Genomic DNA, 23,252 nt, shown 5'->3' on the forward strand with positions numbered 1-23,252 from the left:
CCCCGATGGGTTTCAATCTTTCCGAATGGGCGTTGCGTAATCGCCAGATCGTACTGTTCCTGATGATCCTGCTGGCCGTGGTTGGCACCTTGTCCTACACCAAGCTGGGACAAAGTGAAGACCCGCCATTCACCTTCAAAGCCATGGTGATCAAGACCAACTGGCCCGGTGCTACGGCCCAGGAAGTCTCGCGTCAAGTCACCGAGCGCATCGAGAAGAAACTGATGGAAACCGGCGAGTACGAGCGCATTGTCTCGTTCTCGCGCCCTGGCGAGTCCACGGTTACCTTCATTGCCCGCGACTCCATGCACTCGGCGCAGATTCCTGAGCTGTGGTACCAGGTGCGCAAGAAGATCAGCGACATCCGTCAGACCTTGCCGCCGGATATCCAGGGTCCGTTTTTCAATGATGAATTCGGCACCACCTTCGGCAATATCTATGCGCTGACCGGCAACGGTTTCGACTATGCCGTGCTCAAGGATTACGCTGACCGCATCCAGATTCAGCTGCAACGGGTAGCGGATGTGGGCAAGGTGGAATTACTCGGCCTACAGGATGAGAAAATCTGGATCGAGCTTTCCAACCTCAAGCTCGCCACCCTCGGCCTGCCATTGGCAGCGGTGCAGCAGGCGTTGCAGGAACAGAACGCGGTGTCCACGGCCGGCTTCTTTGAAACCCCGAGCGAGCGCGTGCAACTGCGTGTGTCGGGCAACTTCAAGACAGTGGAGGAGATCCGCGACTTTCCGATTCGAGTGGGCGACCGGACCTTTCGTATCGGCGATGTAGCTGACATTCACCGTGGCTTCAACGATCCGCCGGCACCGCGCATGCGTTACATGGGCGCCGATGCAATCGGCCTGGCCGTGGCCATGCGCGACGGCGGCGATATCCTGATATTGGGCAAGGCGCTAGAAGGCGAATTCGCACGTTTGCAGAAGAACCTTCCGGCAGGCATGGAGTTGCGCAAGGTGTCGGATCAACCGGCAGCGGTGAAAACCAGTGTCGGGGAATTCGTGCAGGTATTGGCCGAGGCATTGGCGATCGTATTGCTGGTGAGCTTCTTCTCTCTCGGCGTACGCACCGGCATGGTGGTGGCCCTGGCGATTCCGTTGGTGCTGGCGATGACCTTCGCCACCATGTATTACCTCGGCATTGGCCTGCACAAGATTTCCCTCGGCGCACTGGTACTCGCCCTCGGTTTGCTGGTGGATGACGCGATCATCGCCGTGGAAATGATGGCAATCAAAATGGAGCAGGGCTACGACCGGCTCAAGGCCGCCAGTTTCGCCTGGACCAGCACCGCCTTCCCGATGCTCACCGGCACGCTGATTACGGCGGCAGGTTTCCTGCCGATTGCCACTGCGCAATCGAGCACCGGCGAATACACCCGTTCGATTTTCCAGGTGGTGACCATCGCGTTGCTGGCCTCGTGGGTCGCCGCGGTGGTGTTCGTGCCATACCTGGGGGAAAAGCTCCTGCCGGACCTGGCGAAAATTCACGCAGCCAAACATGGCGCTGAGGGCCCGGATCCCTACGGAACGCCGTTCTACCAGCGCGTAAGGCGTTTGGTGGAGTGGTGTGTCACTCGACGTAAAACCGTGATCGTACTGACACTGCTGCTGTTTATCGGCTCAGTGGCGCTATTTCGCTTTGTGCCACAGCAGTTCTTTCCGGCCTCGGGGCGCCAGGAACTGATGGTCGACCTGAAACTGGCCGAAGGCGCGTCCCTGAGCAACACTGCCGATCAGGTCAAGCGCCTGGAAGCCTTGCTCAAGGACCATGCCGGCATCGAGAACTACGTGGCTTACGTCGGCACCGGTTCGCCGCGTTTCTACTTGCCGTTGGATCAGCAACTGCCCGCCGCGAGCTTTGCGCAATTTGTGGTGCTGGCCAAAACCATCGAAGAGCGCGAAAGCCTGCGCACCTGGCTGATCGCAACCCTCAACGAACAATTTCCCGACCTGCGTTCGCGCGTCACCCGCCTGGAAAACGGCCCACCCGTGGGTTATCCGGTGCAGTTTCGCGTGACCGGCGAACACATCGAGGAAGTTCGCGCCCTTGCACGGAAAGTTGCCGCCAAGGTTCGCGAAAATACCCACGTGGTCAACGTTCACTTGGACTGGGAAGAGCCGAGCAAAATTGTCTACCTGAACATCGACCAGGACCGCGCCCGCGCCCTTGGTGTGAGCACTGCCAACCTGTCGAAATTCCTGCAGAGTTCACTCACCGGCTCAAGCGTCAGCCAATACCGGGAGGACAACGAATTGATCGAGATCCTCCTGCGCGGCACGGTCCACGAACGCACCGAACTGTCGCTGCTGCCTAGCCTGGCGGTGCCGACCGACAACGGCAAAAGCGTGGCCCTGTCGCAGATCGCCACCCTCGAATACGGATTCGAGGAAGGCATCATCTGGCACCGTAATCGCCTGCCGACGGTCACCGTGCGCGCCGACATCTATGGCAAGGAACAACCGGCGACGCTGGTGCAGCAGATCCTGCCGACCCTCGAAGGCGTGCGGGCCGAACTGCCGGATGGCTACCTGCTGGACGTCGGCGGTACCGTCGAGGACTCCGCCCGCGGGCAGAACTCGGTGAAGGCCGGCGTGCCGCTGTTTATTGTGGTGGTGCTGACCTTGCTGATGCTGCAACTGCGCAGCTTCTCACGCACGGCAATGGTGTTTCTCACGGCGCCGCTGGGTTTGATCGGCGTCACGCTGTTCCTGCTGGTGTTTCGTCAGCCCTTTGGCTTCGTAGCCATGTTAGGGACCATCGCCTTGTCGGGCATGATCATGCGCAACTCGGTGATCTTGGTGGACCAGATCGAGCAAGACATCAAGGCTGGCCTGGCGCCGTGGCAGGCGATTATCGAAGCCACCGTCCGACGCTTCCGCCCGATTGTGCTGACGGCACTCGCGGCGGTATTGGCGATGATCCCGCTGTCTCGCAGTGTGTTCTTCGGACCGATGGCGGTGGCGATCATGGGCGGGCTGATTGTGGCGACGGCGTTGACGCTATTGTTCCTGCCGGCACTGTATGCTGCGTGGTTCAAAGTGAGGAAGGACGTCGCGTAACCATGTTGGCCACTGTTTCAGCCCTGATATTGCTACTGCTTGCCCCTGGCCCTACCAACACCCTGCTGTTTCGCGCAGGTGTGTTGTTCGGGTTTCGGGCATCCTGCAAGCTCGTGCTAATCGAGTGCCTGGCGTATTTGCTGCAAGTGTCGGCATGGGGTGTGGCGCTTCTCTATCTCGCGGCGTTTTCACCGTGGGCGTTGAAGGCGACGCAACTGGCGGCGGCGTGCTACCTGCTGTATGTGTCGTGCAAATTGTGGCAGCGCAAGAACAGCGAGATCAGCCCTGGCAAAGATCGCTTCACCGGGTTGTACTTCTTTTTGTTGACGGTCATGAATCCCAAGGGCTTGCTGATCGTTTCCTTTATCGCTCCGTCCAATACGTTCACCGCCGCGCAAGGTTATGCCGAGTTCATGGGGTTATTGGCGTTGGTGGTTGTGCCGGTAGGCGCCGCTTGGGTGTTGTTGGGGAGTCGCTTCGAAGGGATGCAGAAGAGTTGGCTCACGCCCTTGAAGATCAATCGAATCACGTCGATTGCCATTGGCTGCTTCGCAACCTTGATGATGGGGCGACTGGCCGATTCAGTTTTTCACTAGAATCGCTCCCCGTTGCAGAGAGCGATCCTCGCGCTGCTTATAGTGCTCCAAACACCTTCTTCGCCAAACTCGTCGCTGCAGCGGCCGGGTTCTTGCGAATCGTCTCTTCCTGCTGCGCAATCATCTTGAACAAACCATCCAGCGCCTGTTCGGTCACGTAGTTTTCGACGTTGGCGCTCTTGGCATCCACCGCACCAAAGGCTGCCGCTTTGCCCGCCAGGGCGTTGTACTGCTGGGCCACGCCGACCTTATCCGTAGCGGCCTTGACGATCGGCAGGAACTTGGCGCGGATTGCATCGCGCGAGCTTTTGTTCAGGTATTGGGTGGCCGAATCCTGGCCGCCGCTGAGAATGCCTTTAGCGTCGGTCACGCTCATGTTTTTCACGGCGTTGACCAGGATCGGCTGGGCCTGGGTCACAGCGGTTTCAGCGGCTTTGTTCATGCTGGTTTCCAGTTGCGTAACCTGGTCGCCCATGCCGAACATTTTCAACTTCTCGGCAACTTTGCCCAGTTTGCCCGGCAGGCCGATCTTCACTTCAGGGTTGTCGCTGAAACCGCCGGGTTTGCCCAGTTGTTTCACTGCGATCTGTGCGCCTTGGGTCAGGGCATCCTTAAGGCCGCCGCTGGCGTCGCCTTGGGACAGGCTACTCAGGTCCAGGGCCATGGCGTTGGCGCCGAGCAGCAGGCCGGCACACAGAGCAGTGAGGCGAAGGGAATTACGGAGCATTTGCGCTTCCTTATGATCTGGAAAATATCAGTGTGCGACCGCATCAACCCGCAGGCGCAGCGGCTGCGGATCCTGGCCGTTGAGCTGCACGGCGTGACGTTCGGTAGTGATAAACAGTAGCTTGCCATCCTGTTCGATGCGAGCACTCACCGAATAACTGTGGCCCGGTTTAATCTGTGCCGGGTCGTAATTCAGGTGAAACGGCAGCGGTACCTGGCCTTTGATCGGGCCTTTCTGTTCCGCAAGGATCACGGCCGGGGCGTCCATCAGGGACACGTCCTGCAGGCTGACACTCAAGGTTGCTGTTGGCGGCAGGGCGATGCGTTGCAGGTAAAACACTTCGCCATCGAGGCTGGCCTTGGGGGCAGGGGTCATGGATTGGCAAGCTCCCAGCAGGGCGGTCAGGCTCAGGAGGATGATCTTTTTCATGGTGCGGCTCCTTGTCAGCGACGCCAGCTTCCCGCTGGCGCCTTATTCAATCTAGCGGGTTTCTTCAGGCTCATCCGGTTGTTCGGCTGCGCCATCAACACGATGCAGGGCCACCTGGCGAATCGACAGGCGAATCTCAGCCGGCAACACCCGTTTGGCCGCGCCTTCTGCCAGTTCGCCGAGCAGATCGTGATAACTCAGTTTGCCGGCCTCATCGCGACGCAGCACATCTTGTTCCAGCAGTGTCTGGATGAAGTGTCGGAAAAGGCTCTTGTCGAAGAACTCCGGGGCATTGAGGCCGTGCAGGATCGACAGGCGCTGGGCCATGATCGTGCACAGGTCCTCCAGCTCTTCGGCGCTGATGGTGTTCTGGCCGCTGTTGAGCAGCAGCGAGATTGCCATGTAGAAGCGTTGCAGGGTCTGGGCGATGCTCTTGGACAGCAGCGTCAGCAGTACGAATTGCCGCGAGCTTGGCGCCGGGCGCAAGTACACGTTGTTTTCGAAGCGCAGCAGACCTTGTTCGACAAAGGCTTCCAGCCACTGGTCGACGACAGTGTCCAACTCCTCCAGCGACCAGCGGATAAACAGCTCCGATTGCAGGTATGGGTACAGCGCGTGGGTGTAGCGCAGAATTTGTTCGCGGCTCATCCGCGAACTGCTCTGGAAAAAACTCGCCAGCAGCGCCGGCAGGGCAAAGATGTGCAGCACGTTGTTGCGGTAGTAGGTCATCAGGACGGCGTGCTGCTCGTCCAGGTAGACAATCTTGCCGAGGGCGTCGCTCTGTTCTGACAGCAGGTCCATGTCCTTGACGTGCTTGATCAGCGCCAGGCCATCCCCCTCGGGCAGAGTGGTGTGGGGTGAGTAAGGCACGCGGCGCAGCAGCGCGAGGTACAGGTCCAATTGGCGGGCCATGGCCTGTTCGTCCAACGCCAGGCGTGTGGTGGACAGCAGCGCCAGGGCCACTAGGTTCACCGGGTTCACCGCCGCCGCTTCGTTCAAGTGGCGGGCCACCCGCTCGCTGAGGCGGTTGGTGGTTTCGTTGAGCCACGCCGGCTTGTAGTTCGGGGACAGTTCCTGTGTGCGCCAGTCGGGTTGTTCGCTGTCGAGGAATTCCGCCAGCTTGATCGGCTCGCCGAAGTTGACCGCGACCTGGCCAAAACGCTGCTTGAGCGCGCCGACCACTTTGAAAATGTCGAAGATCGACTCCTTCTTCTTGCTCGCGCCGCGTAGTTCTCCGAGGTAGGTCCGGCCTTCCAGCACGCGTTCATAGCCGATATACACCGGCACAAACACAATCGGCATACGCGAGGAGCGCAGGAAACTGCGCAGCGTAATGGCTAGCATCCCGGTCTTCGGTTGCAGCATGCGCCCGGTACGCGAGCGTCCGCCTTCGACGAAGTACTCAACCGGGAAACCCTTGGTGAACAGGGTGTGCAGGTATTCGTTGAACACCGAGGTGTACAGCGGGTTGCCTTTGAAGGTGCGGCGCATGAAAAACGCCCCGCCACGGCGCAGCAAACTGCCGATCACCGGCATGTTCAGGTTGATACCCGCGGCGATATGCGGCGGGGTCAGGCCATTCTTGAACAGCAGGTAGGACAGCAGCAGGTAGTCGATATGGCTGCGGTGGCAAGGCACGTAAATCACCTCGTAGCCTTGGGCAACCTTTTGCACGCCCTCGATGTTATTGACCTTGATGCCGTCGTAGATTTTGTTCCAGAACCAACTCAGCACCACTTCGAGGAAGCGGATCGCGGTGTAGGTGTAGTCCGAGGCGATTTCGTTGCCATAGCGCAGGGCCTGGGCCTTGGCTTTTTCGGGGCTGATTTTTTCCCGTTCGGCTTCATCCAGGATGGCCTGACGCACCAGCGGCATATTCACCAGGCCTTTGACCAGGTTGCGGCGGTGAGACAGGTCGGGGCCGATTACGGCTGTCTTCAGGTTACGAAAGTGCACACGCAGGATGCGCTGGGCCATGCGCACGGTGCGTTCGTGCCCTTTATTGTGCTCGATCAATTCACGCAGGTTGATGGGCGCGGAGAATTGCACCCGGGTCTTGCGACCAAGAATCAGGATGCTCAACAGACGGCGTAGACGGCCGGTGACGGCCCAACTGTCGGCAAACAGCAGTTTCCACGGGCTGGACTCGCTCGCCGGGGTTTGGCCCCAGAACACACTGACCGGAATGATTTGTGCATTCTCTTCGGCGTGTTCGCTCAGGGTGTTGACCAGGCGAGTCAGGGTGGGCGGCGCGCCGCGCTTGTCCTGACGGCCGAGCCAGTCCGGTTCAGGCGTGAGGTAGAAGAACGCCGCCGGCTCCATCAACGGGCCAACCGATACTGGCAGCACCGGGCGTGGCAGGCCGGCCTTGGTGCACTCGGCATCGACCACCGCCAATTCGGTGAGGGAGGGCGATTGCAGGACGTAGAACACCGGCCGGCTGCGGTCCAGGTTGAGGGTAAGGGACGACTGGTTGATCGTTTCCGAGCGAACCCAGAGGTACAACAGTCGGCGCAAGGTGCCAAACACCAGACGGCGGAACGGGGAGCGGGTCATAGGCGAGCTGCTTCAAGTGGAAAAAACCGAGCAGGCGCTCGGGCGCGTAGTGTGCCGTATTCGCCGAAAATCGGCAAAAAAGCAGCGATGTAAACTTGAGTTGATCGTTTTTGAGCCTGTCTTATACTCGGCAGTTCAACGCGACTGACTCAACAATAAAAAAACGTACGTGGGAGTAAGACAGATGGCAACGCGCGAAACCGGCAATGTGAAGTGGTTCAACGATGCAAAGGGCTATGGCTTTATTCAGCGTGAAGATGGCAAGGATGTGTTCGTGCACTACCGCGCTATTCGCGGTGATGGCCACCGTTCCCTGGCCGAGGGCCAGCAGGTGGAATACGCCGTGGTGACCGGCGAGAAGGGCTTGCAAGCGGAGGATGTGGTCGGTTTGTAATACGGGTTTTTGTTACACCGCAGAGCCCATGTGGGAGGGGGCTTGCCCCCGATTGCAGAGTGTCAGTCACTGAACACATTGGCTGAGACACCGCTATCGGGGGCAAGCCCCCTCCCACATGTTGATTGTGGTTTACCGCTCAGGCTCAGGCAGTTTTCCAGGTGATCTGCTCTTCACCGTCTGCGCTGATGCGAATCCAGGTGTCGGCACTTTCCTCACCTTCTTCCTCGACCCACGTCCCCGGCGCGCAGCGCACTTCAACGTTCAGTGCAGCAAACGCGGCGCGGGCGCAGGCGATGTCGTCGTCCCACGGGGTTTGGTCACTTTCCAGGTACAGGCTGTTCCATTTGCCTACAGCCTTGGGCAGCCAGGTGACCGGCACGTCACCGGCCTTGCACTTGTAGGTCTGGCCACGCTGGACCCAGTCGGTGCACGGGCCCAGGGCGGCGCCCAGCCAGGCGGCGATGGCCTTGTAGTCGACGTCGGCGTCCTTCAGGTAAATCTCGATATCGGGTTGGCGCATGGATATTCCTCGTTGCGGGATTCGAAAATCCATTCGCGGATACTTAAAGTCGGTTATTGAAGCACGAAATAGTCGTAACGCATCGACACGGTGACCAGCAACGGCTCGGCAGCCTCGATCACTTCGGCACGGCGCTCGGCGCTGGCGCGCCAGCCGTGGGGTGTCATGGCCAGCAGGTTAGCGCGGTCTTTGGGGTCGGCCAGGCTCAGGGTGAACTCCAGGGTTTCACTGTGCGCCAGGCTCATGCCGTCTGGCACCAGAGCCAGGTGTTTGTCGTCGGTGTACTCGCGCACTTCATCGTACAGACGCTCGCGCAGCTCCATCAGGTGGCCACTCGTAGGACCGACTTTCATCAGGCCGCCGCCGGGGCTGAGCAGGCGTTTGGCTTCCTGCCAGTCCAATGGGCTGAACACGCTGGCGAGGAACTGGCAGCTGGCATCGGCCAACGGCACGCGTGCCATGCTGGCGATCAACCAGGTCAGCTTCGGGTTGCGCTTGCACGCACGCTTGACCGCTTCCTTGGAAATATCCAGGGCATAGCCGTCGGCGTGGGGCAAGGCATCGGCGATCTGCGCGGTGTAGTAACCCTCACCACAGCCGATGTCGACCCAGCGCTGCGGTGCGCGTTCAGCCGCCAGTTCGGCGAGGCGCTTGGCCACCGGGGCGTAATGCCCGGCGTTGAGGAAGTCACGGCGTGCTTCGACCATGGCCAGGTTGTCGCCCGGATCGCGGCTGTTCTTGTGCTGCACCGGCAACAGGTTCAGGTAACCCTGGCGAGCCCGGTCGAACCGGTGCCCGGCCGGGCACGCCACGCCATTGTCCACCGCGTTGAGCGGTGCGCTGCAAATGGGGCAGGCAAGCATCAGGCGAGCAACTTGATCAGGGTCTGGTAATAGATTTCGGTCAGTACATCGAGGTCGCTGGCGAGGATGCGCTCGTTGACCTGATGGATCGTCGCGTTGACCGGGCCCAGCTCGACCACTTGGGTGCCGAGGGTGGCGATGAAGCGGCCATCCGACGTACCGCCACTGGTGGACGCCAGGGTCTCGCGACCGGTGATTGCCTTGATGCTGGCAGACACGGCGTCGAGCAAAGCGCCTGGTTCGGTGAGGAACGGCAGGCCCGACAGCGCCCATTCCACATGCCAGTCCAGGCCATGTTTGTCGAGGATGGCTGCAACGCGTTGCTGCAGGCCTTCTACGGTGGATTCGGTGGAGAAACGGAAGTTGAACACCGCCGTCAGGTCACCGGGGATCACGTTGGTGGCGCCAGTGCCGGAATTGAGGTTGGAGATCTGGAAGCTGGTCGGCGGGAAAAAGGTGTTGCCGTTGTCCCAATGCTCGGCGGCCAATTCCGCCAAGGCCGGTGCGGCCAGGTGGATCGGGTTCTTCGCCAGGTGCGGGTAGGCCACATGGCCCTGCACGCCGCGTACGGTCAGCGTAGCGCCGAGGGAGCCGCGACGGCCGTTCTTGACCACATCACCTACCAGGGTGGTGCTCGACGGTTCGCCGACGATGCACCAGTCCAGGCGCTCTTTGCGCGCGGCCAGGCGTTCGATCACGGCTTTTGTGCCGTGGTGCGCCGGGCCTTCTTCATCGCTGGTGATCAGGAAGGCAACCGAGCCCTTATGGTCCGGGTAGTCGGCGACAAAGCGTTCCGAAGCCACCAGCATCGCGGCGAGGCTGCCTTTCATGTCGGCTGCGCCACGCCCGCAGAGCATGCCGTTTTCGTCGATCAGCGCGTCAAACGGGTCGTTCTGCCAGGCCTGTACCGGGCCGGTCGGCACTACGTCAGTGTGACCGGCGAAGCACAGCACCGGACCTTCGTGCTTACCGTGGGTAGCCCAAAAGTTGTCCACGTCTTCGATGCGCATCGGCTCCAGCGCAAAACCAGCGTCGCCCAGGCGCTGCATCATCAGCTTCTGGCAATCGGCGTCGATCGGTGTGACCGAGGGGCGACGGATCAGGTCGATGGCAAGTTGAAGGGTCGGCGAAAGGTCGGCATGGGCCGTCATGGGAAAACTCCGGAAAGCATGTTTGGAAGAGCAGGGCGGGCGGACAAAACGGCCGTTATCTTATAGCAAAACGGCGACCAGAGGCCGCCGTTTAGTGCATTGCGCAAGTTTTTACGCGGCCGGCGCTGGCTCAGACGCGGCTGCCGGTTTTGGCAGCGACGACAGGAACGCCATAATCAACGCCGCCACATACGGCAGCGATTGCACCAGCAGCATCACCACCCAGAAACGTATGTCATTGCTTGGCAGGCCCTGCACCAGGTAGATCCCCAGCGCAGCGCCCCACAGCAGCAGCATGATGAACATTTCTTCGCGGGCTTCGGAAATCGCGACCCAGAAGCCGTGGTTATCCGCGTTTTTCGGCGTACGAAAGAACGGAATACTGGTGGTGAAGAAGCCATACAGCACCGCCTTGGCGATGGTGTGGGACAGCGCCAGGCCAGCCAGCGCGGCGCAGAACGCATCCTTGAGGTTCACGCCCACGGCACGGCGGTACAGGAAGATGATCTTGCCCACCTTGAACACGAACAACGCCAACGGCGGGATCGCGAAAATCAGCAGCGGCGGATCGACCCGCGTCGGCACGATGATCATCGCCGCCGACCACAACAACGCGCCGACGGTGAAGAAGATGTTCATACCGTCCGCCACCCACGGCAACCAGCCCGCGAGGAAGTGGTAGCGCTGGCCACGGGTCAGCTCCGTGTCCTTGCCGCGCAGCAGGCTGGCGGTATGACGCTTGATGATCTGGATCGCGCCATAGGCCCAGCGGAAACGCTGTTTCTTGAAGTCGATAAAGGTATCGGGCATCAGGCCCTTGCCGTAGCTGTCGTGGTAATACGCTGCCGACAGGCCTTTCTCGAACACCCGCAAGCCCAGTTCAGCGTCTTCGCAGATGCACCAGTCGGCCCAGCCGAGCTCTTCGAGCACCGAGCGACGGGTCATGGTCATGGTGCCGTGCTGGATGATCGCGTCGCGGTCGTTACGGGTAACCATGCCGATGTGGAAGAAGCCTTTGTATTCTGCGTAGCAGAGCTTCTTGAAGGTACTTTCGTTCTGGTCGCGGTAGTCCTGCGGCGACTGCACCACAGCGATTTTCGGGTCAGCGAAGTGCGGCACCATGTGCTTGAGCCAGTTCGGCGACACGCAGTAGTCCGAGTCGATCACCGCGATCACTTCAGCATCCTTGGCGGTGTGCGGGATTAAGTAGTTCAGCGCGCCGCCCTTGAAACCGGCCAGGGGCGCGACGTGGAAGAACTTGAAGCGCGGGCCGAGGGTTTCGCAGTAGTCGCGCACCGGTTCCCAAACAGCCGGGTCTTTGGTGTTGTTGTCGATAATCAGGACTTCGTAGTCCGGGTAATCCAGCGCGGCCAGGGCGTCGAGGGTCTGTTTGACCATCTCCGGCGGCTCGTTGTAGCACGGCACGTGGATCGACACTTTCGGGCGGTAGTCCGAATCCCCTTCAACCGGCAGGAATTCACGGCGACGCTTGTGAGTCCAGACTGCTTCCGCCAGTTCGTGGGCCTCGGTCAGCAACACAATAAATACGCCGAGGGCGCCGAGCGCCAGGAGGATACCCACGGTGACACTGAACCAAGTGCTGTATTGCTGGCTGTAGTCGTAGCCGATCCACACCAGTACCGAGCCGCAAAGGAATGCGATAAAGGTCAGGAACGTCCGGCCACGCTGGCGCAGGGCCGAGCCGTCGATCATCAGCAGGGTCAGGGACAGCAGGGCAAGCACCACCGAGCCGATGGCCAGTACGCGCCATTGCGGGATGGCGACAATAGGACCTTCAAAGTTGAATTTTTGCTGGCGCGCGGCGTTGTAAACGCCCCAGTAGGCGCCGGCCGAGCCTTCATCGCTGACTTTCCACGGCTGGTCGAAGGCCTCAATCACAAAGTAGTTGTAGCCCTGGCGATTGAGCTTGTTAACCAGGGTGCGCAAGTACACCGCCTGGTCTGCCGGGGACGTTTCGTTGCCACCGCGCATGCGGCCGTTGCTCGGCCAGCCAACTTCCGATAGCAGCAGTGGCTTTTTCGGGAACAATTTCTTCAGGTCCCTGGCGCGATCGAGTACGTATTGGCCGGCCTTGTCCATCGGAATGTATTCCCAGAACGGCAAAATGTGCGCGGCGATCAGGTCGACGTGCTTGGCCAGTTGCGGGTTCTTTTCCCAGATGTGCCATTGCTCGGAGGTGGTCACCGGTACCTTCACCGCGGCGCGCACCCGGTCCAGCAGCACGATCAGTTCCTCGGGGGTGATTTCTTCGCGGAACAAGGCTTCGTTGCCGACCACCACGCGCACGACACTGCGCGAGCTGTTGGCGATCTCAATGGCGCGCTGGATCTCGCGTTCGTTGCGCTTCAGGTCTGGGCTGATCCAGATCCCCAGGGTGACGCGCAAGCCGAACTCTTCCGCCAGCTTGGGGATATCCCCCAGTGTGCCGTCGACCGAGTAGGTGCGGATGTTGTCCGTCAGCTTGCTCATGATCGCAAGGTCCTGACGCATCTGTTCGTCAGTGGGGTACTGGTCTTTCTGCGGGAACTGGCCTTGCTGGAACGGCGAGTAGGAAAAACCGGAGATTTGCTCAGGCCAGTTGGGAGCAGTGACCGGGCGGTTGACCAGCGCCCAGAAGCCGGTGAATAGCGCTGCAATTGCCAGCACGATCACCAGGTTGAGTCCAAATTTACGCGATGCCATGGTTATGTCGGGTTCCAAAGGGTGTGGAACGAAAAGAGGTGTCGGCCTGCACCGAACGGCGCGCATCCTACACCGGCCTTTCCCCGAGCGTACAGCAGACAGAGAAAAGCCGGACGTTAGTCAGCGAAAGGCCATCTAAGTTCTTTACTTGTAGCTTGTTGCTTCGTACTTGTCGCTCGGTAGTCCATAATGCGCGCCGGTTTTTGGGGTAATGGTCATGAGTACAGAAGATCCGCGGTTTGCAGGCGTCGCCCGCTTGTATGGCATTGAAGGCCTGGAACGCTTGAAGGCGGCCCATGTGGCTATCGTCGGCGTCGGCGGTGTGGGCTCTTGGGCGGCGGAAGCCATGGCCCGTTGTGGGGTCGGCGAGATTTCGCTGTTTGACCTGGACGATGTCTGCGTCAGCAACAGCAACCGGCAGTTGCACGCCCTGGACAGCACTGTGGGCAAGCCCAAGGTCGAGGTGATGGCCGAGCGCCTGCGCGGTATCAACCCGGATTGCACTGTGCACGCGGTGGCGGATTTCGTGACCCGCGACACCATGGCCGAATACATAACGCCGAACATCGATTGCGTGATCGACTGTATCGACGCCGTCAACGCCAAGGCCGCGCTGATTGCGTGGTGCAAACGCCGCAAGATCCAAATCATCACCACCGGCGGCGCCGGTGGGCAGATTGATCCGACGCTGATCCAGGTGTGCGACCTTAACCGCACCTTCAACGATCCCTTGGCCTCAAAGGTGCGCTCCACCTTGCGTCGTGACTACGGCTTCTCTCGCACCGTGACCCGTCATTACAGCGTGCCGTGCGTGTTTTCCACCGAGCAACTGCGTTATCCCAAGCCGGACGGCAGCATTTGTCTGCAAAAAAGTTTTGTGGGGGATGGGGTGAAGCTGGACTGCGCGGGCGGGTTTGGCGCGGTGATGATGGTGACGGCGACCTTTGGCATGGTGGCGGCGACCAAGGCGGTGGACAAGATTGTGGCTGGGGTGCGTAGGCCTTCCGAGCGTGTCAAACCCGCCTGAATCTCAGAACTTTACACAGTTCAAAGGTGGGAGGGGACTTGCCCCCGGTTGCAGAGTGTCAGCCACTGAATAAGCTGACTGATCCAGCGCTATCGGGGGCAAGCCCCCTCCCACATTTAGTCCTGTGTATGGCTTAGCGTTCGCATACGCTGCAGGACTGCATTCAAGCCATTGCTGCGCGACGGCGACAGTTGGCGGGAAAGCCCGAGTTGATTGAACCAGTCAGGCAAGTCGACTGCCTGCAACTCGTCCGCCGACAACCCATTGACCCGCGCCAGCAGCAATGCCACCAAACCACGGATCATCCGCGCATCGCTGCTCGCGGCAAATTGCCAATGACCTTGGTCTAAGTGCCCCACCAACCACACAAGGCTTTCGCAGCCCTGTACCAGGTTGGCGTCGACCTTTTCATCATCCGCTAAAGGCGGCAGACGCTCACCCCACTGCATCAGCAAGCGAGCACGTTGCTCCCAACTTCCTACGGCTTGGAAGGCTTCCAGCGCAGCCACCGCATCCATCGGCAAGCTCATCGCAACATATCCAGCGCCTGGTCCAGCGCTTCAAAAAAGCGCTCGAGGTCGTCGGAGTCGTTATACAGCGCAAGGGAAACGCGGATCGCCCCCGACAGCTGCATCGCCTTGAGCAGCGGCATCGCGCAATGATGGCCTGCGCGTACAGCAATGCCCTGCTCGGTCAGCAGGTGCGCAAGGTCGGCGTTATGCACGCCCTCGACCACAAAGCTGACCAGCGCCACCTGCGGCGAACCCAGCACACGCACGCCATTGCGCGCCTTCAGGCCGCGCAACAGGTAGTCATGTAGGGCCGCCTCGTGGGCGGTTACTGTTTGCTGATCCAGCGAGCTCAGATAATCCAGGCTTGCCCCCAAGCCAATCACGCTGGCTATCGGCGGAGTACCTGCCTCGAACCCCAGCGGTGCTGGACGGAAGCTGGCGCTGTGGTAATCCGCCTGCTGCACCATCTCACCACCAAACTGCCAGTGGCGCAGGTGATGCAGAGCCTCGTTGCGGCCAAAGAGCACGCCGACACCGTCCGGGCCGTAGAGCTTGTGGCTGGAGAAAGCGTAGAAGTCGCATCCCAGCGCTTGCACGTCGTGACGACCGTGGACGATGCCCTGGGCGCCGTCGACCACGGTTAGGGCACCGTGTGGCTTGGCCAAATCCAGTAAGGCTTGCAGCGGTTGCCAGGCACCAAGCACGTTGGACAGTTGGCTCACCGCCAGCAGGCGCGTGCGCGGACCGATCAACTCGGCGGCGGCTTGCAGGTCGATCACGCCGTCATCACCGAGTGGCAATACCACCAGTGTGAGCGCGCGACGTTTGGCCAGTTGCTGCCAGGGCAGCAGGTTGGCGTGGTGTTCCAGGGCGCTGATGACAAGCTCATCGCCCGCATTGAATAAGTGCTCAAGGCCGTAGGCCAGGAGGTTCAGCGCAGAGGTCGCGCCGTGGGTAAACACGATGTGCCCGGTGTCACCTGCATTCAACCACTGCGCCACCTTGCTGCGACTGTCCTCGAAGGCCTGTGTCGCATGGGCCCCCGGCAAATGCTGGGCCCGGTGCACATTGGCTGCGCCATTGGCGTAGTAATGGCTGATGGCATCCAACAGAGCTTGGGGTTTTTGTGTAGTGGCGGCGTTGTCCAGATAGGTCTGGCCTTGCCGTTGCAGGGCGGCGATGGCCGGAAAGTCGGCGCGCCAGGGGGAGGGCACTAGCATGGTGTTCAAAACTCGTATAAGCGAGCCCCAGGGTCGGGGCCCGCTAGTGGCATCGAGTGGCTGCTTAGTTGTGAGCGTGCAGCGCTTCGTTCAGTTCGATGGCCGATTTGTGGGTTTTGCACTCCACTGCACCGGTCTCGGAGTTACGGCGGAACAGCAGGTCCGGTTGGCCGGCCAGCTCGCGCGCCTTGACCACTTTGACCAGTTGGTTCTGCTCATCCAGCAGCGCAACCTTGGTCCCGGCGGTGACGTACAGACCCGATTCCACGGTGTTGCGGTCGCCCAGCGGGATACCGATACCGGCATTGGCGCCGATCAGGCAGCCTTCGCCGACCTTGATCACGATGTTGCCGCCGCCCGACAGGGTGCCCATGGTGGAGCAGCCGCCGCCCAGGTCCGAGCCCTTGCCAACGAATACGCCAGCCGATACACGACCTTCGATCATGCCCGGGCCTTCAGTGCCAGCGTTGAAGTTGACGAAACCTTCGTGCATCACCGTTGTGCCTTCGCCTACGTAGGCGCCCAGGCGGATACGTGCCGCGTCAGCAATACGCACGCCGGCCGGGACGACGTAGTCGGTCATTTTCGGGAACTTGTCTACCGAGAACACTTCCAGCAACTCGCCACGCAGGCGTGCTTCCAGCTGGCGCTCGGCCAGTTCGCTGATGTCGATCGCGCCCTGGCTGGTCCAGGCCACGTTCGGCAGTTGCGGGAACACGCCAGCCAGGCTCAGGCCGTGAGGCTTGACCAGGCGGTGGGACAGCAGGTGCAGCTTGAGGTAGGCCTCAGGCGTGGAGGTCAGCGCGGCGTCTTCGGCCAGCAGGGTGGCGACCAGAGGCGTGTGGCTTTCTGCCAGGCGGCTCAGCAGGGCGGCTTGTGTGGCGTCGACGCCTTTGAGCGCGTCGGCCAGTTGCAGGGCCTGGGTCACGGTGAAGGTGATCGCCTGGTTACCCTCGGAGTAACCGAGGATCGGCGCGATGGCCGCGACGATTTCAGCCGATGGGTTGAGCAGCGGTTGTGCGTAAAAAACTTCCAGCCAAGCACCTTGGCGGTTCTGAGTGCCGACGCCGAAGCCCAGGCTGAACAGGGAATGGGACATGCTATTACCTCTACAAAAATGGAAGGGCTGGCCTACTTGAGGGCCGCCGAATAACTTTCTGGCTTGAAGCCAATCAGGGTTCTGTCACCGAGATCAAGCACCGGGCGCTTGATCATCGAAGGTTGCGCGAGCATCAATTCAATGGCTTTCGACTGATCGAGATCGGCTTTGCGTTCGTCTTCGAGTTTGCGAAAGGTGGTGCCCGCACGGTTCAAAACCACCTGCCAACCGTGCTCGTTGCACCATTGGGTCAAGTGTTCGCGGTCGATACCGACCGTTTTGTAGTCGTGGAACTCATAGCTCACAGCATGCTCATCGAGCCAGGTGCGCGCTTTTTTCATGGTGTCGCAGGCTTTGATGCCGAAAAGGTGCAACGTTTTGCTTGAAGCGGTCAAGGAATTGCCCCCTTTTAGGATGCTCAAAACGAAAGGTCCGGGATTATGCCACGACCAGCGGGTTTGGGTGCCGCTCGTCAGCAGGCCCCACGGCTTTGTGCGACTTATGTGCAAAAGCCAGTGCGTGGCATAGCCGCGTAACATAGCTGGGTAATATGGCACTTCAACTGCCAGTTGTTGCCTGATGTGTGTCGTTGCAAGTCGATCGTCCGGGAAACCCGCGTTATGCAAACCGCCTACACCGTTCTTATCCTGCTGATGCTGGTCAGCGTTTCGCGTCTGGTCGGACGTGTCATTCCTCTGCCGTTACCGCTGGTGCAGATCGCCGCCGGAGCCTTGTTGGCCTGGCCAACGCTGGGCCTGCATGTGGCGCTGGACCCTGAACTGTTCCTGTTCCTGTTCTTGCCACCTTTGTTGTTTTCCGACGGTTGGCGCATGCCCAAACGCGAATTGTGGCGTCTGCGGGGCCCGATTCTGACGCTGGCCGTGGGCCTTGTGCTGTTCACGGTAGTCGGCGCCGGATACTTCATTCACTGGATTTTGCCTACGATCCCGTTACCGGTGGCCTTCGCCCTGGCGGCCGTATTGTCGCCGACGGATGCGGTGGCAGTGTCGGCCATTTCCCAGAATCGTTTGCCCACGCCATTGATGCATATGCTCCAGGGCGAAGCCTTGATGAATGATGCGTCGGGCCTTGTGACCTTCAAGTTTGCCTTGGCAGCGGCACTGACCGGCGTGTTCTCCCTGGCCGATGCGAGCTTGACCTTCGTGTTGGTGGCCGTCGGTGGCCTGGCGATCGGTGTGGCGTTGAGTTGGCTGGTCGGCCGCCTGCGCGCATGGATGATTGCGCGGGGCTGGGACGATCCGGCGACTCATGTGGTGTTTATGTTGCTGTTGCCGTTTGCCGCTTATGTATTGGCTGAACGGTTGGGCGCCTCAGGGATTTTGTCGGCAGTGGCGGCGGGCATGATGCAAAGCTGGCTGGACCTGCTGCCACGCCAGACCAGCACAAGGCTGCTTAACCGCAGCGTCTGGTCGTTGCTGGAGTTTGCCTTCAATGGCTTGATTTTCCTGCTGCTGGGATTGCAACTGCCGGACATCATCAAAGCCGTGGTGAGCCATGAAGCCACGCTATGGCCGACCCTGTTTTACCGCTGCCTGGATGTGATTGCAATTTTCCTGGTGCTGGTGGTGCTGCGTTTTATCTGGGTGCAGAGCATCTGGAGGCTGTCGGGGTTATTGCGGCGCCTGCGAGGGAAAAGTGATCTGACGTTGGTGCCAACCGCCCGATCCTGTTGGCTCTTGACGGTCGGCGGTGTGCGCGGTGCGGTGACCCTGGCGGGTGTGATGTCGGTGCCTTTGCTGTTGGCGCCAGGCAAAGATTTTCCTGAGCGTGATTTGCTGATCTTTATCGCGGCCGGGGTGATCCTGCTTTCACTGGTCGCCGCCTGCATTGCCTTGCCACTGTTGCTGCGCGGTATCGAAAAGAGCCCCGATGAGAAGCGTCATAAGGAAGTGCGGGAGGCGTGGAAAAAGACCGCCGTGGCAGCGATTCACGCACTGGAGGCGGAGGAGCCCGTAGAGTCGGAAACCTCCGACGCCGCACAGGCGGCGCTGGCTACGGAGCTCAAGGCGCGGCTGATGTCGGAATATCGTCATCAGTTGGAGGTGTTCAACGACTCCGCCGAGGCCCAGGCGCTGGCGAGGCACATGGACCTGCTTGAGCGAAAACTGCGGCTCAAGGCCCTGCGCGCGCAACGTTTGGAGTTGTACAGCTTGAGCCGTCATCACCAGATTGGTGATGACGTCTTGAGGGAGGTGTTGGGGGAGCTGGATATGAGTGAGGCGAATCTGGGCCAGGTGAAATGACCCGATTGCTTACCGACGACGCTGAATGAAATCCCGAATCCGTTCAGCCGCTTCCACGCACTCGGCCAGCGGTGCGACCAGCGCCAGGCGTACGCGGCCAGCCCCAGGGTTGACGCCATCCACTTCCCGCGACAGGTACGAACCTGGGACCACGGTGACGTGTTCTTCAACGAACAGGTCGCGGCAGAACGCGGCATCGTCGCCATTCACATTTGGCCACAGGTAGAAGCCACCGTCGGGACTTTGTACATCCAGCACCGGCTTGAGGATGGTCAGCACGGCTTCGAATTTCTCGCGATACAGGTCACGGTTGGCCAGTACGTGCGCTTCGTCCTGCCAGGCGGCAATGCTCGCCAGTTGGGTTTGCACCGGCATCGCGCAGCCGTGGTAGGTGCGGTACAGCAGGAAGGCCTTGAGGATCTCGGCATCACCGGCCACGAAACCAGAGCGCAGGCCCGGCAAGTTGGAGCGTTTGGACAAGCTGTGGAATACCACGCAGCGCTTGAAATCCTGGCGACCCAGTTCAACACAGGCGCTCAACAAGCCCGGCGGCGGGGTTTGTTCGTCAAAGTACAGCTCGCTGTAGCACTCGTCGGCGGCGATGACGAAGTCATGTTCGTCGGCCAGGGCGATCAGTTTTTTCAGGGTCTCAACCGGGATCAGTGCGCCGGTCGGGTTGCCGGGGGAGCACAGGAACAGGATCTGGCAGCGTTTCCAGATGTCTGGTGTCACGGCGTCGAAGTCCGGGTTGAAGCCGTTCTCATCCAGGCATGGCAGGTAGTGCGGCTTGGCACCGGCAAGGAACGCGGCGCCTTCGTAGATCTGGTAGAAGGGGTTCGGGCTGACCACCAGTGCATCGTCGCCACGGTTGACTACGGTCTGAGTGAAGGCGAACAGTGCTTCGCGGGTGCCGTTGACCGGCAGGATATTGCGCGCTGGGTCAAGCCATCCCTTGGGCACGTTGAAGCGACGTTCACACCAGGCGCCAATGGCCTCGCGCAGTGCCGGGATGCCCAGAGTGGTGGGGTACACCGCCATCTGATCAAGGTTGCTGCTCAGTGCCTCGGCCACGAACGTGGGCGATTTGTGCTTGGGTTCACCGATGGACAGGGCAATCGGGCGCTTGTCCGGGTTGGGTGTGACGCTGCCCAGCAGGGCGCGCAATTTCTCGAACGGGTAGGGCTGCAACTGGTTCAGGGCGTTGTTCATGAGACTCTCGTTCAATTCATTGGTAATGCGGTCTGTCGGGCGCTGCAGGTCCAACTGTGGGAGGGGGCTTGCTCCCGATTAAGGTGTGTCAGTCAGCTAATAGGTTTCTGATCCGCTGCTTTCGGGGGTAAGCCCTCTCCCACATAAGCCCCGTTCAAAACGTCAGGCGCGTCAGCTCGACACCGGGCTCTTGGGTCACGCTCAACTGCTGGACGATAGCCTCCTGCAAACGGCGGCACAGTTCCGGGTCGGACAGCGGCTGGTTGTCGGCGTCGGTAATAAAGAACACGTCTTCCACGCGCTCGCCCAGGGTCGCAATCTTGGCATTTTGTAATGACAGGTCGAACTCCAGGAAAATCCCGCCGATCCGCGCCAGCAGGCCTGGGCGATCCGGTGCGCTGAGTTCCAGCACCGTCACTGGGCGCTGCGCATCGTTGGAGATGGTCACCTGGGGCGCAAAGGCAAAGTGCTTCAGTTGGCGCGGCACCCGGCGCTGGATGATCGTTGGATAGTCGTCCGGGTTACGCAGGGCTTCGGTGAGGCCTTCGCGGATCTTTTTCACCCGCGTCGGGTTGTCGCCGATGGACTCGCCTTCGGTATCGAGCACGATGTAGGTGTCGAGGGTGAACTGGCTGCTGGAAGTGATCACCCGGGCATCGTGGATGTTCAGATTGAGCTGGTCCATGGCCGCTACCGTCACGGCAAAGAAGTCGTGCTGGTCGGGCGCGTAGATGAAGATCTGCGTGCCGCCTTCGAATTCGCGCTGGGTGGTTTCCTTGATCAGCACCAGCGGGCCGCCATCGGCGGGCTGCTGCAGGATTGCGTCAGTGTGCCAGGCCACATCGCCGGCGGTGTGGCGCAAGAAGTAATCGTCACCCAGTTGCGACCACAGTTGCTCGACGTCATCCGGATCGTTGCCGCCGCGCACCAGAATATCCAAGGCCGCGCTTTGGGTGCGGCGGATCTGCTCTTCGCGGTCCACTGGGTTCTCCAGACCACGGCGCAGGGCGCGCTTGGTCTCTGTGTACAGTTGGCGCAACAGACTGGCGCGCCACGAGTTCCACAGTGTCGGGTTGGTGGCGTTGATGTCGGAAACGGTCAACACGTAGAGGTAGTCGAGGCGGGTTTCATCGCCGATAGCTTGCGCGAAATCGTGGATCACCTGCGGGTCGGACAAGTCCTTGCGCTGTGCGGTGGTCGACATCACGAGGTGGTTCTGTACCAGCCAGACGATCAGGCGGCTATCCCATTGCGGCAACTGGTGGCGCTGACAGAAGGCTGCGGCGTCGACCGCGCCGACTTCCGAGTGGTCGCCATGCCGGCCCTTGCCGATGTCGTGGTACAGGCCGGCCAGGTAGATCAGCTCCGGCTTGGGCAGCTTGGCCATAAGCTTACTGGCCAGCGGGAATTTCTCTGACACCTGGGTGTACTGCAACTTACGCAGGTGCTTGATCAGATTAAGGGTGTGCGCATCCACTGTATAAATGTGGAACAGGTCGTGCTGCATCTGCCCGACGATAAAGCCGAACTCCGGCAGGTAGCGCCCCAGGATGCCGTAGCGGTTCATGCGGCGCAGGTTGCGGTGGATACCGATCTTGCACTTGAACAGCTCGATAAACAGGCTGGTGTTGCGGATGTCGTTGCGAAAATCATCGTCGATCAAGTGACGGTTTTCCCGCAGCAGGCGGATAGTATCCGCGCGCACGCCTTTGATTTCCGGCTGCTGGGCCATCAATACGAAGATTTCCAGCATGGCGAATGGGGTGCGGCGGAACACGTTGTCGTTGCGCGCCTCAATATAGCCGTCGTGCAGTTGGAAGCGCGCATTGATCGGCTGCGGCGGCGCCTCATCCTCGGGGGCCAGGATCACTTCTTCGAAGTGCTGGATGATCAGGTCGCTGAGCTGGGCGATGCTCATCACCACCCGGTAGTACTGCTGCATGAAGCTTTCGATGCTGGTCTTCGCGTCCTCGCCCTCAAAGCCCAGCAGCGTGGCGATGGAGCGCTGATGATCGAACAGCAGGCGATCTTCGGAGCGCCCGGCGAGCATGTGCAGGGCGTAGCGCACTTTCCAAATGAATTCCTGGGACGAGGCTAGCAGGGCGTTTTCGCTCTCTACCAAAAAACCTTCGCCGGCCAGGGCGCGCAGGTTAAGGGTGCCGTACTGGCGCCGGGCGACCCACAAAATCGTCTGGATGTCGCGCAACCCGCCGGGCGAGCCTTTGACGTTGGGCTCCAGGTTGTATTCGGTGTCGTTGTACTTGTGGTGCCGGGCTTTCTGCTCGGCGCGTTTGGCCAGGAAGAAGTCCTTGCTCGGCCACATATGCGCGGTGCTGGTGACTTCCAGCATCCGCTGGCGCAAGCGCTCTGGGCCGGCGATGGTGCGGCTTTCCATCAGGTTGGTAATGACGGTGAGGTCGGCACGGGCCTCTTGGGCGCACTCGTCCACCGAGCGCACGCTCTGGCCGACTTCCAGGCCAATGTCCCACAGCAGTGTCAGAAAACGCTCGATGGAATCGCGAAAGATCTCATGATCGGCGCTGTCCAGCAGGATCAGCAGGTCAATATCGGAGTAGGGGTGGAGTTCGCCACGGCCATAGCCGCCAACGGCCACCAGGGCGATGTCGGCGTCTTCGCTCCAGTTGAACTGTTCCCAGGCCTTTTGAAGGATGTTGTCGACGAACCAGGCACGGTCCTCGATCAGCCGGCGGATGTCGCGGCCGCTACGAAAGCGCTCGTCGAGCACTTCGCGGGCCTGGCGGATCGCCTTCTTGAAGGCGGCGATGGGGCTTGCCTTCAGGGCCAGTTCGGCCTGGAACTGGCCACGGTCGAAGAGTTCGGGATCCACCTGGGGCATCGATCGGCTTTCCTTTCTATCTATCAGTCAGTCACAACACGCTGTGGGAAA

General features: G+C 60.5%; 18 protein-coding genes. 5 read left to right on the forward strand and 13 right to left on the reverse strand.

Annotated features, from left to right (window positions below; translation table 11 throughout):
• Positions 1–5: 5 nt before the first annotated feature.
• Both ACEN2T_RS13810 and ACEN2T_RS13815 read left to right on the forward strand, forming a co-directional pair.
• A complete protein-coding gene (locus ACEN2T_RS13810) occupies positions 6–3,071 on the forward strand; it encodes an efflux RND transporter permease subunit (protein WP_095183997.1) in 3,066 nt (1,021 codons plus the stop codon).
• A gap of 2 nt (positions 3,072–3,073) precedes the next feature.
• Positions 3,074–3,667, forward strand: a complete 594-nt coding sequence (locus ACEN2T_RS13815; protein ID WP_099601265.1) for a LysE family translocator — start codon at positions 3,074–3,076, stop codon at positions 3,665–3,667.
• A 37-nt stretch (positions 3,668–3,704) separates the two neighbouring features.
• Here the strand turns inward: ACEN2T_RS13815 and ACEN2T_RS13820 are convergent, their stop codons facing one another.
• Genes ACEN2T_RS13820 through plsB form a run of 3 tightly spaced genes read right to left on the reverse strand, consistent with a single transcriptional unit; the run spans position 3,705 to position 7,379 of the window.
• Positions 3,705–4,394 (reverse strand): DUF4197 domain-containing protein, encoded by a 690-nt coding sequence (locus tag ACEN2T_RS13820; RefSeq protein WP_032891686.1) that lies wholly within the window; start codon positions 4,392–4,394, stop codon positions 3,705–3,707.
• Between the two features lie 27 nt (positions 4,395–4,421).
• Entirely contained in the window at positions 4,422–4,823 is a 402-nt protein-coding gene (locus ACEN2T_RS13825; protein WP_032891684.1) for a YbaY family lipoprotein, read from the reverse strand.
• A 51-nt stretch (positions 4,824–4,874) separates the two neighbouring features.
• On the reverse strand, positions 4,875–7,379 hold the full coding sequence (gene plsB / locus ACEN2T_RS13830; RefSeq protein ID WP_032891682.1) for a glycerol-3-phosphate 1-O-acyltransferase PlsB: 2,505 nt from the start codon (positions 7,377–7,379) through the stop codon (positions 4,875–4,877).
• A 184-nt stretch (positions 7,380–7,563) separates the two neighbouring features.
• On the opposite strand from plsB, the gene ACEN2T_RS13835 reads away from it, so the two are divergent.
• On the forward strand, positions 7,564–7,773 hold the full coding sequence (locus ACEN2T_RS13835) for a cold-shock protein (RefSeq protein WP_032891681.1): 210 nt from the start codon (positions 7,564–7,566) through the stop codon (positions 7,771–7,773).
• Positions 7,774–7,918: 145 nt separating this feature from the next.
• Here ACEN2T_RS13835 and ACEN2T_RS13840 read toward each other — a convergent pair whose 3' ends face one another.
• From ACEN2T_RS13840 to ACEN2T_RS13855, 4 genes are all read right to left on the reverse strand, one after another.
• Positions 7,919–8,296 carry a hypothetical protein gene (locus tag ACEN2T_RS13840; RefSeq protein WP_032891679.1) on the reverse strand — a complete coding sequence of 126 codons (378 nt, stop codon included), beginning with the start codon at positions 8,294–8,296 and terminating at the stop codon, positions 7,919–7,921.
• A 53-nt stretch (positions 8,297–8,349) separates the two neighbouring features.
• Complete coding sequence (locus tag ACEN2T_RS13845; RefSeq protein ID WP_442116864.1) at positions 8,350–9,159, reverse strand: putative RNA methyltransferase; 810 nt, start codon at positions 9,157–9,159, stop codon at positions 8,350–8,352.
• Positions 9,159–10,310 carry a succinyl-diaminopimelate desuccinylase gene (gene dapE / locus ACEN2T_RS13850; RefSeq protein ID WP_032891675.1) on the reverse strand — a complete coding sequence of 384 codons (1,152 nt, stop codon included), beginning with the start codon at positions 10,308–10,310 and terminating at the stop codon, positions 9,159–9,161. The genes ACEN2T_RS13845 and dapE overlap by 1 nt, the downstream gene beginning before the upstream one ends.
• A gap of 111 nt (positions 10,311–10,421) precedes the next feature.
• A complete protein-coding gene (locus tag ACEN2T_RS13855) occupies positions 10,422–13,013 on the reverse strand; it encodes a glycosyltransferase (protein ID WP_442116865.1) in 2,592 nt (863 codons plus the stop codon).
• Positions 13,014–13,230: 217 nt separating this feature from the next.
• On the opposite strand from ACEN2T_RS13855, the gene tcdA reads away from it, so the two are divergent.
• A complete protein-coding gene (gene tcdA, locus ACEN2T_RS13860) occupies positions 13,231–14,040 on the forward strand; it encodes a tRNA cyclic N6-threonylcarbamoyladenosine(37) synthase TcdA (RefSeq protein ID WP_065877359.1) in 810 nt (269 codons plus the stop codon).
• A gap of 116 nt (positions 14,041–14,156) precedes the next feature.
• On the opposite strand, the gene ACEN2T_RS13865 is transcribed toward tcdA, so the two are convergent.
• The 4 genes from ACEN2T_RS13865 to ACEN2T_RS13880 all read right to left on the reverse strand — a co-directional run bounded on the left by ACEN2T_RS13865 (position 14,157) and on the right by ACEN2T_RS13880 (position 17,266).
• The gene (locus ACEN2T_RS13865; protein ID WP_442116866.1) at positions 14,157–14,570 is read right to left on the reverse strand and encodes a SufE family protein; all 414 of its coding nucleotides are present in this window, start codon (positions 14,568–14,570) and stop codon (positions 14,157–14,159) included.
• Positions 14,567–15,772 (reverse strand): aminotransferase class V-fold PLP-dependent enzyme, encoded by a 1,206-nt coding sequence (locus tag ACEN2T_RS13870; RefSeq protein ID WP_442116867.1) that lies wholly within the window; start codon positions 15,770–15,772, stop codon positions 14,567–14,569. Before ACEN2T_RS13870 ends, ACEN2T_RS13865 begins: the two co-directional genes overlap by 4 nt.
• 64 nt (positions 15,773–15,836) lie before the next feature.
• Positions 15,837–16,871, reverse strand: coding sequence for a 2,3,4,5-tetrahydropyridine-2,6-dicarboxylate N-succinyltransferase (gene dapD / locus ACEN2T_RS13875; protein WP_032891666.1), 1,035 nt, complete (start codon positions 16,869–16,871; stop codon positions 15,837–15,839).
• Positions 16,872–16,903: 32 nt separating this feature from the next.
• Positions 16,904–17,266 (reverse strand): ArsC family reductase, encoded by a 363-nt coding sequence (locus tag ACEN2T_RS13880; RefSeq protein ID WP_032891665.1) that lies wholly within the window; start codon positions 17,264–17,266, stop codon positions 16,904–16,906.
• Positions 17,267–17,491: 225 nt separating this feature from the next.
• Between ACEN2T_RS13880 and ACEN2T_RS13885 the strand changes: the two genes are divergently transcribed.
• Positions 17,492–19,135 (forward strand): Na+/H+ antiporter, encoded by a 1,644-nt coding sequence (locus tag ACEN2T_RS13885; protein ID WP_032891662.1) that lies wholly within the window; start codon positions 17,492–17,494, stop codon positions 19,133–19,135.
• 9 nt (positions 19,136–19,144) lie between these two features.
• Here ACEN2T_RS13885 and dapC read toward each other — a convergent pair whose 3' ends face one another.
• On the reverse strand, positions 19,145–20,344 hold the full coding sequence (gene dapC / locus ACEN2T_RS13890; protein WP_099601271.1) for a succinyldiaminopimelate transaminase: 1,200 nt from the start codon (positions 20,342–20,344) through the stop codon (positions 19,145–19,147).
• Between the two features lie 154 nt (positions 20,345–20,498).
• Positions 20,499–23,201 (reverse strand): [protein-PII] uridylyltransferase, encoded by a 2,703-nt coding sequence (locus ACEN2T_RS13895; RefSeq protein WP_032891658.1) that lies wholly within the window; start codon positions 23,199–23,201, stop codon positions 20,499–20,501.
• Positions 23,202–23,252 lie beyond the last annotated feature (51 nt).

The sequence above is a fragment of the Pseudomonas sp. W22_MBD1_FP4 genome (assembly GCF_052113765.1).
Classification (GTDB): Bacteria; Pseudomonadota; Gammaproteobacteria; order Pseudomonadales; family Pseudomonadaceae; genus Aquipseudomonas; species Aquipseudomonas sivasensis.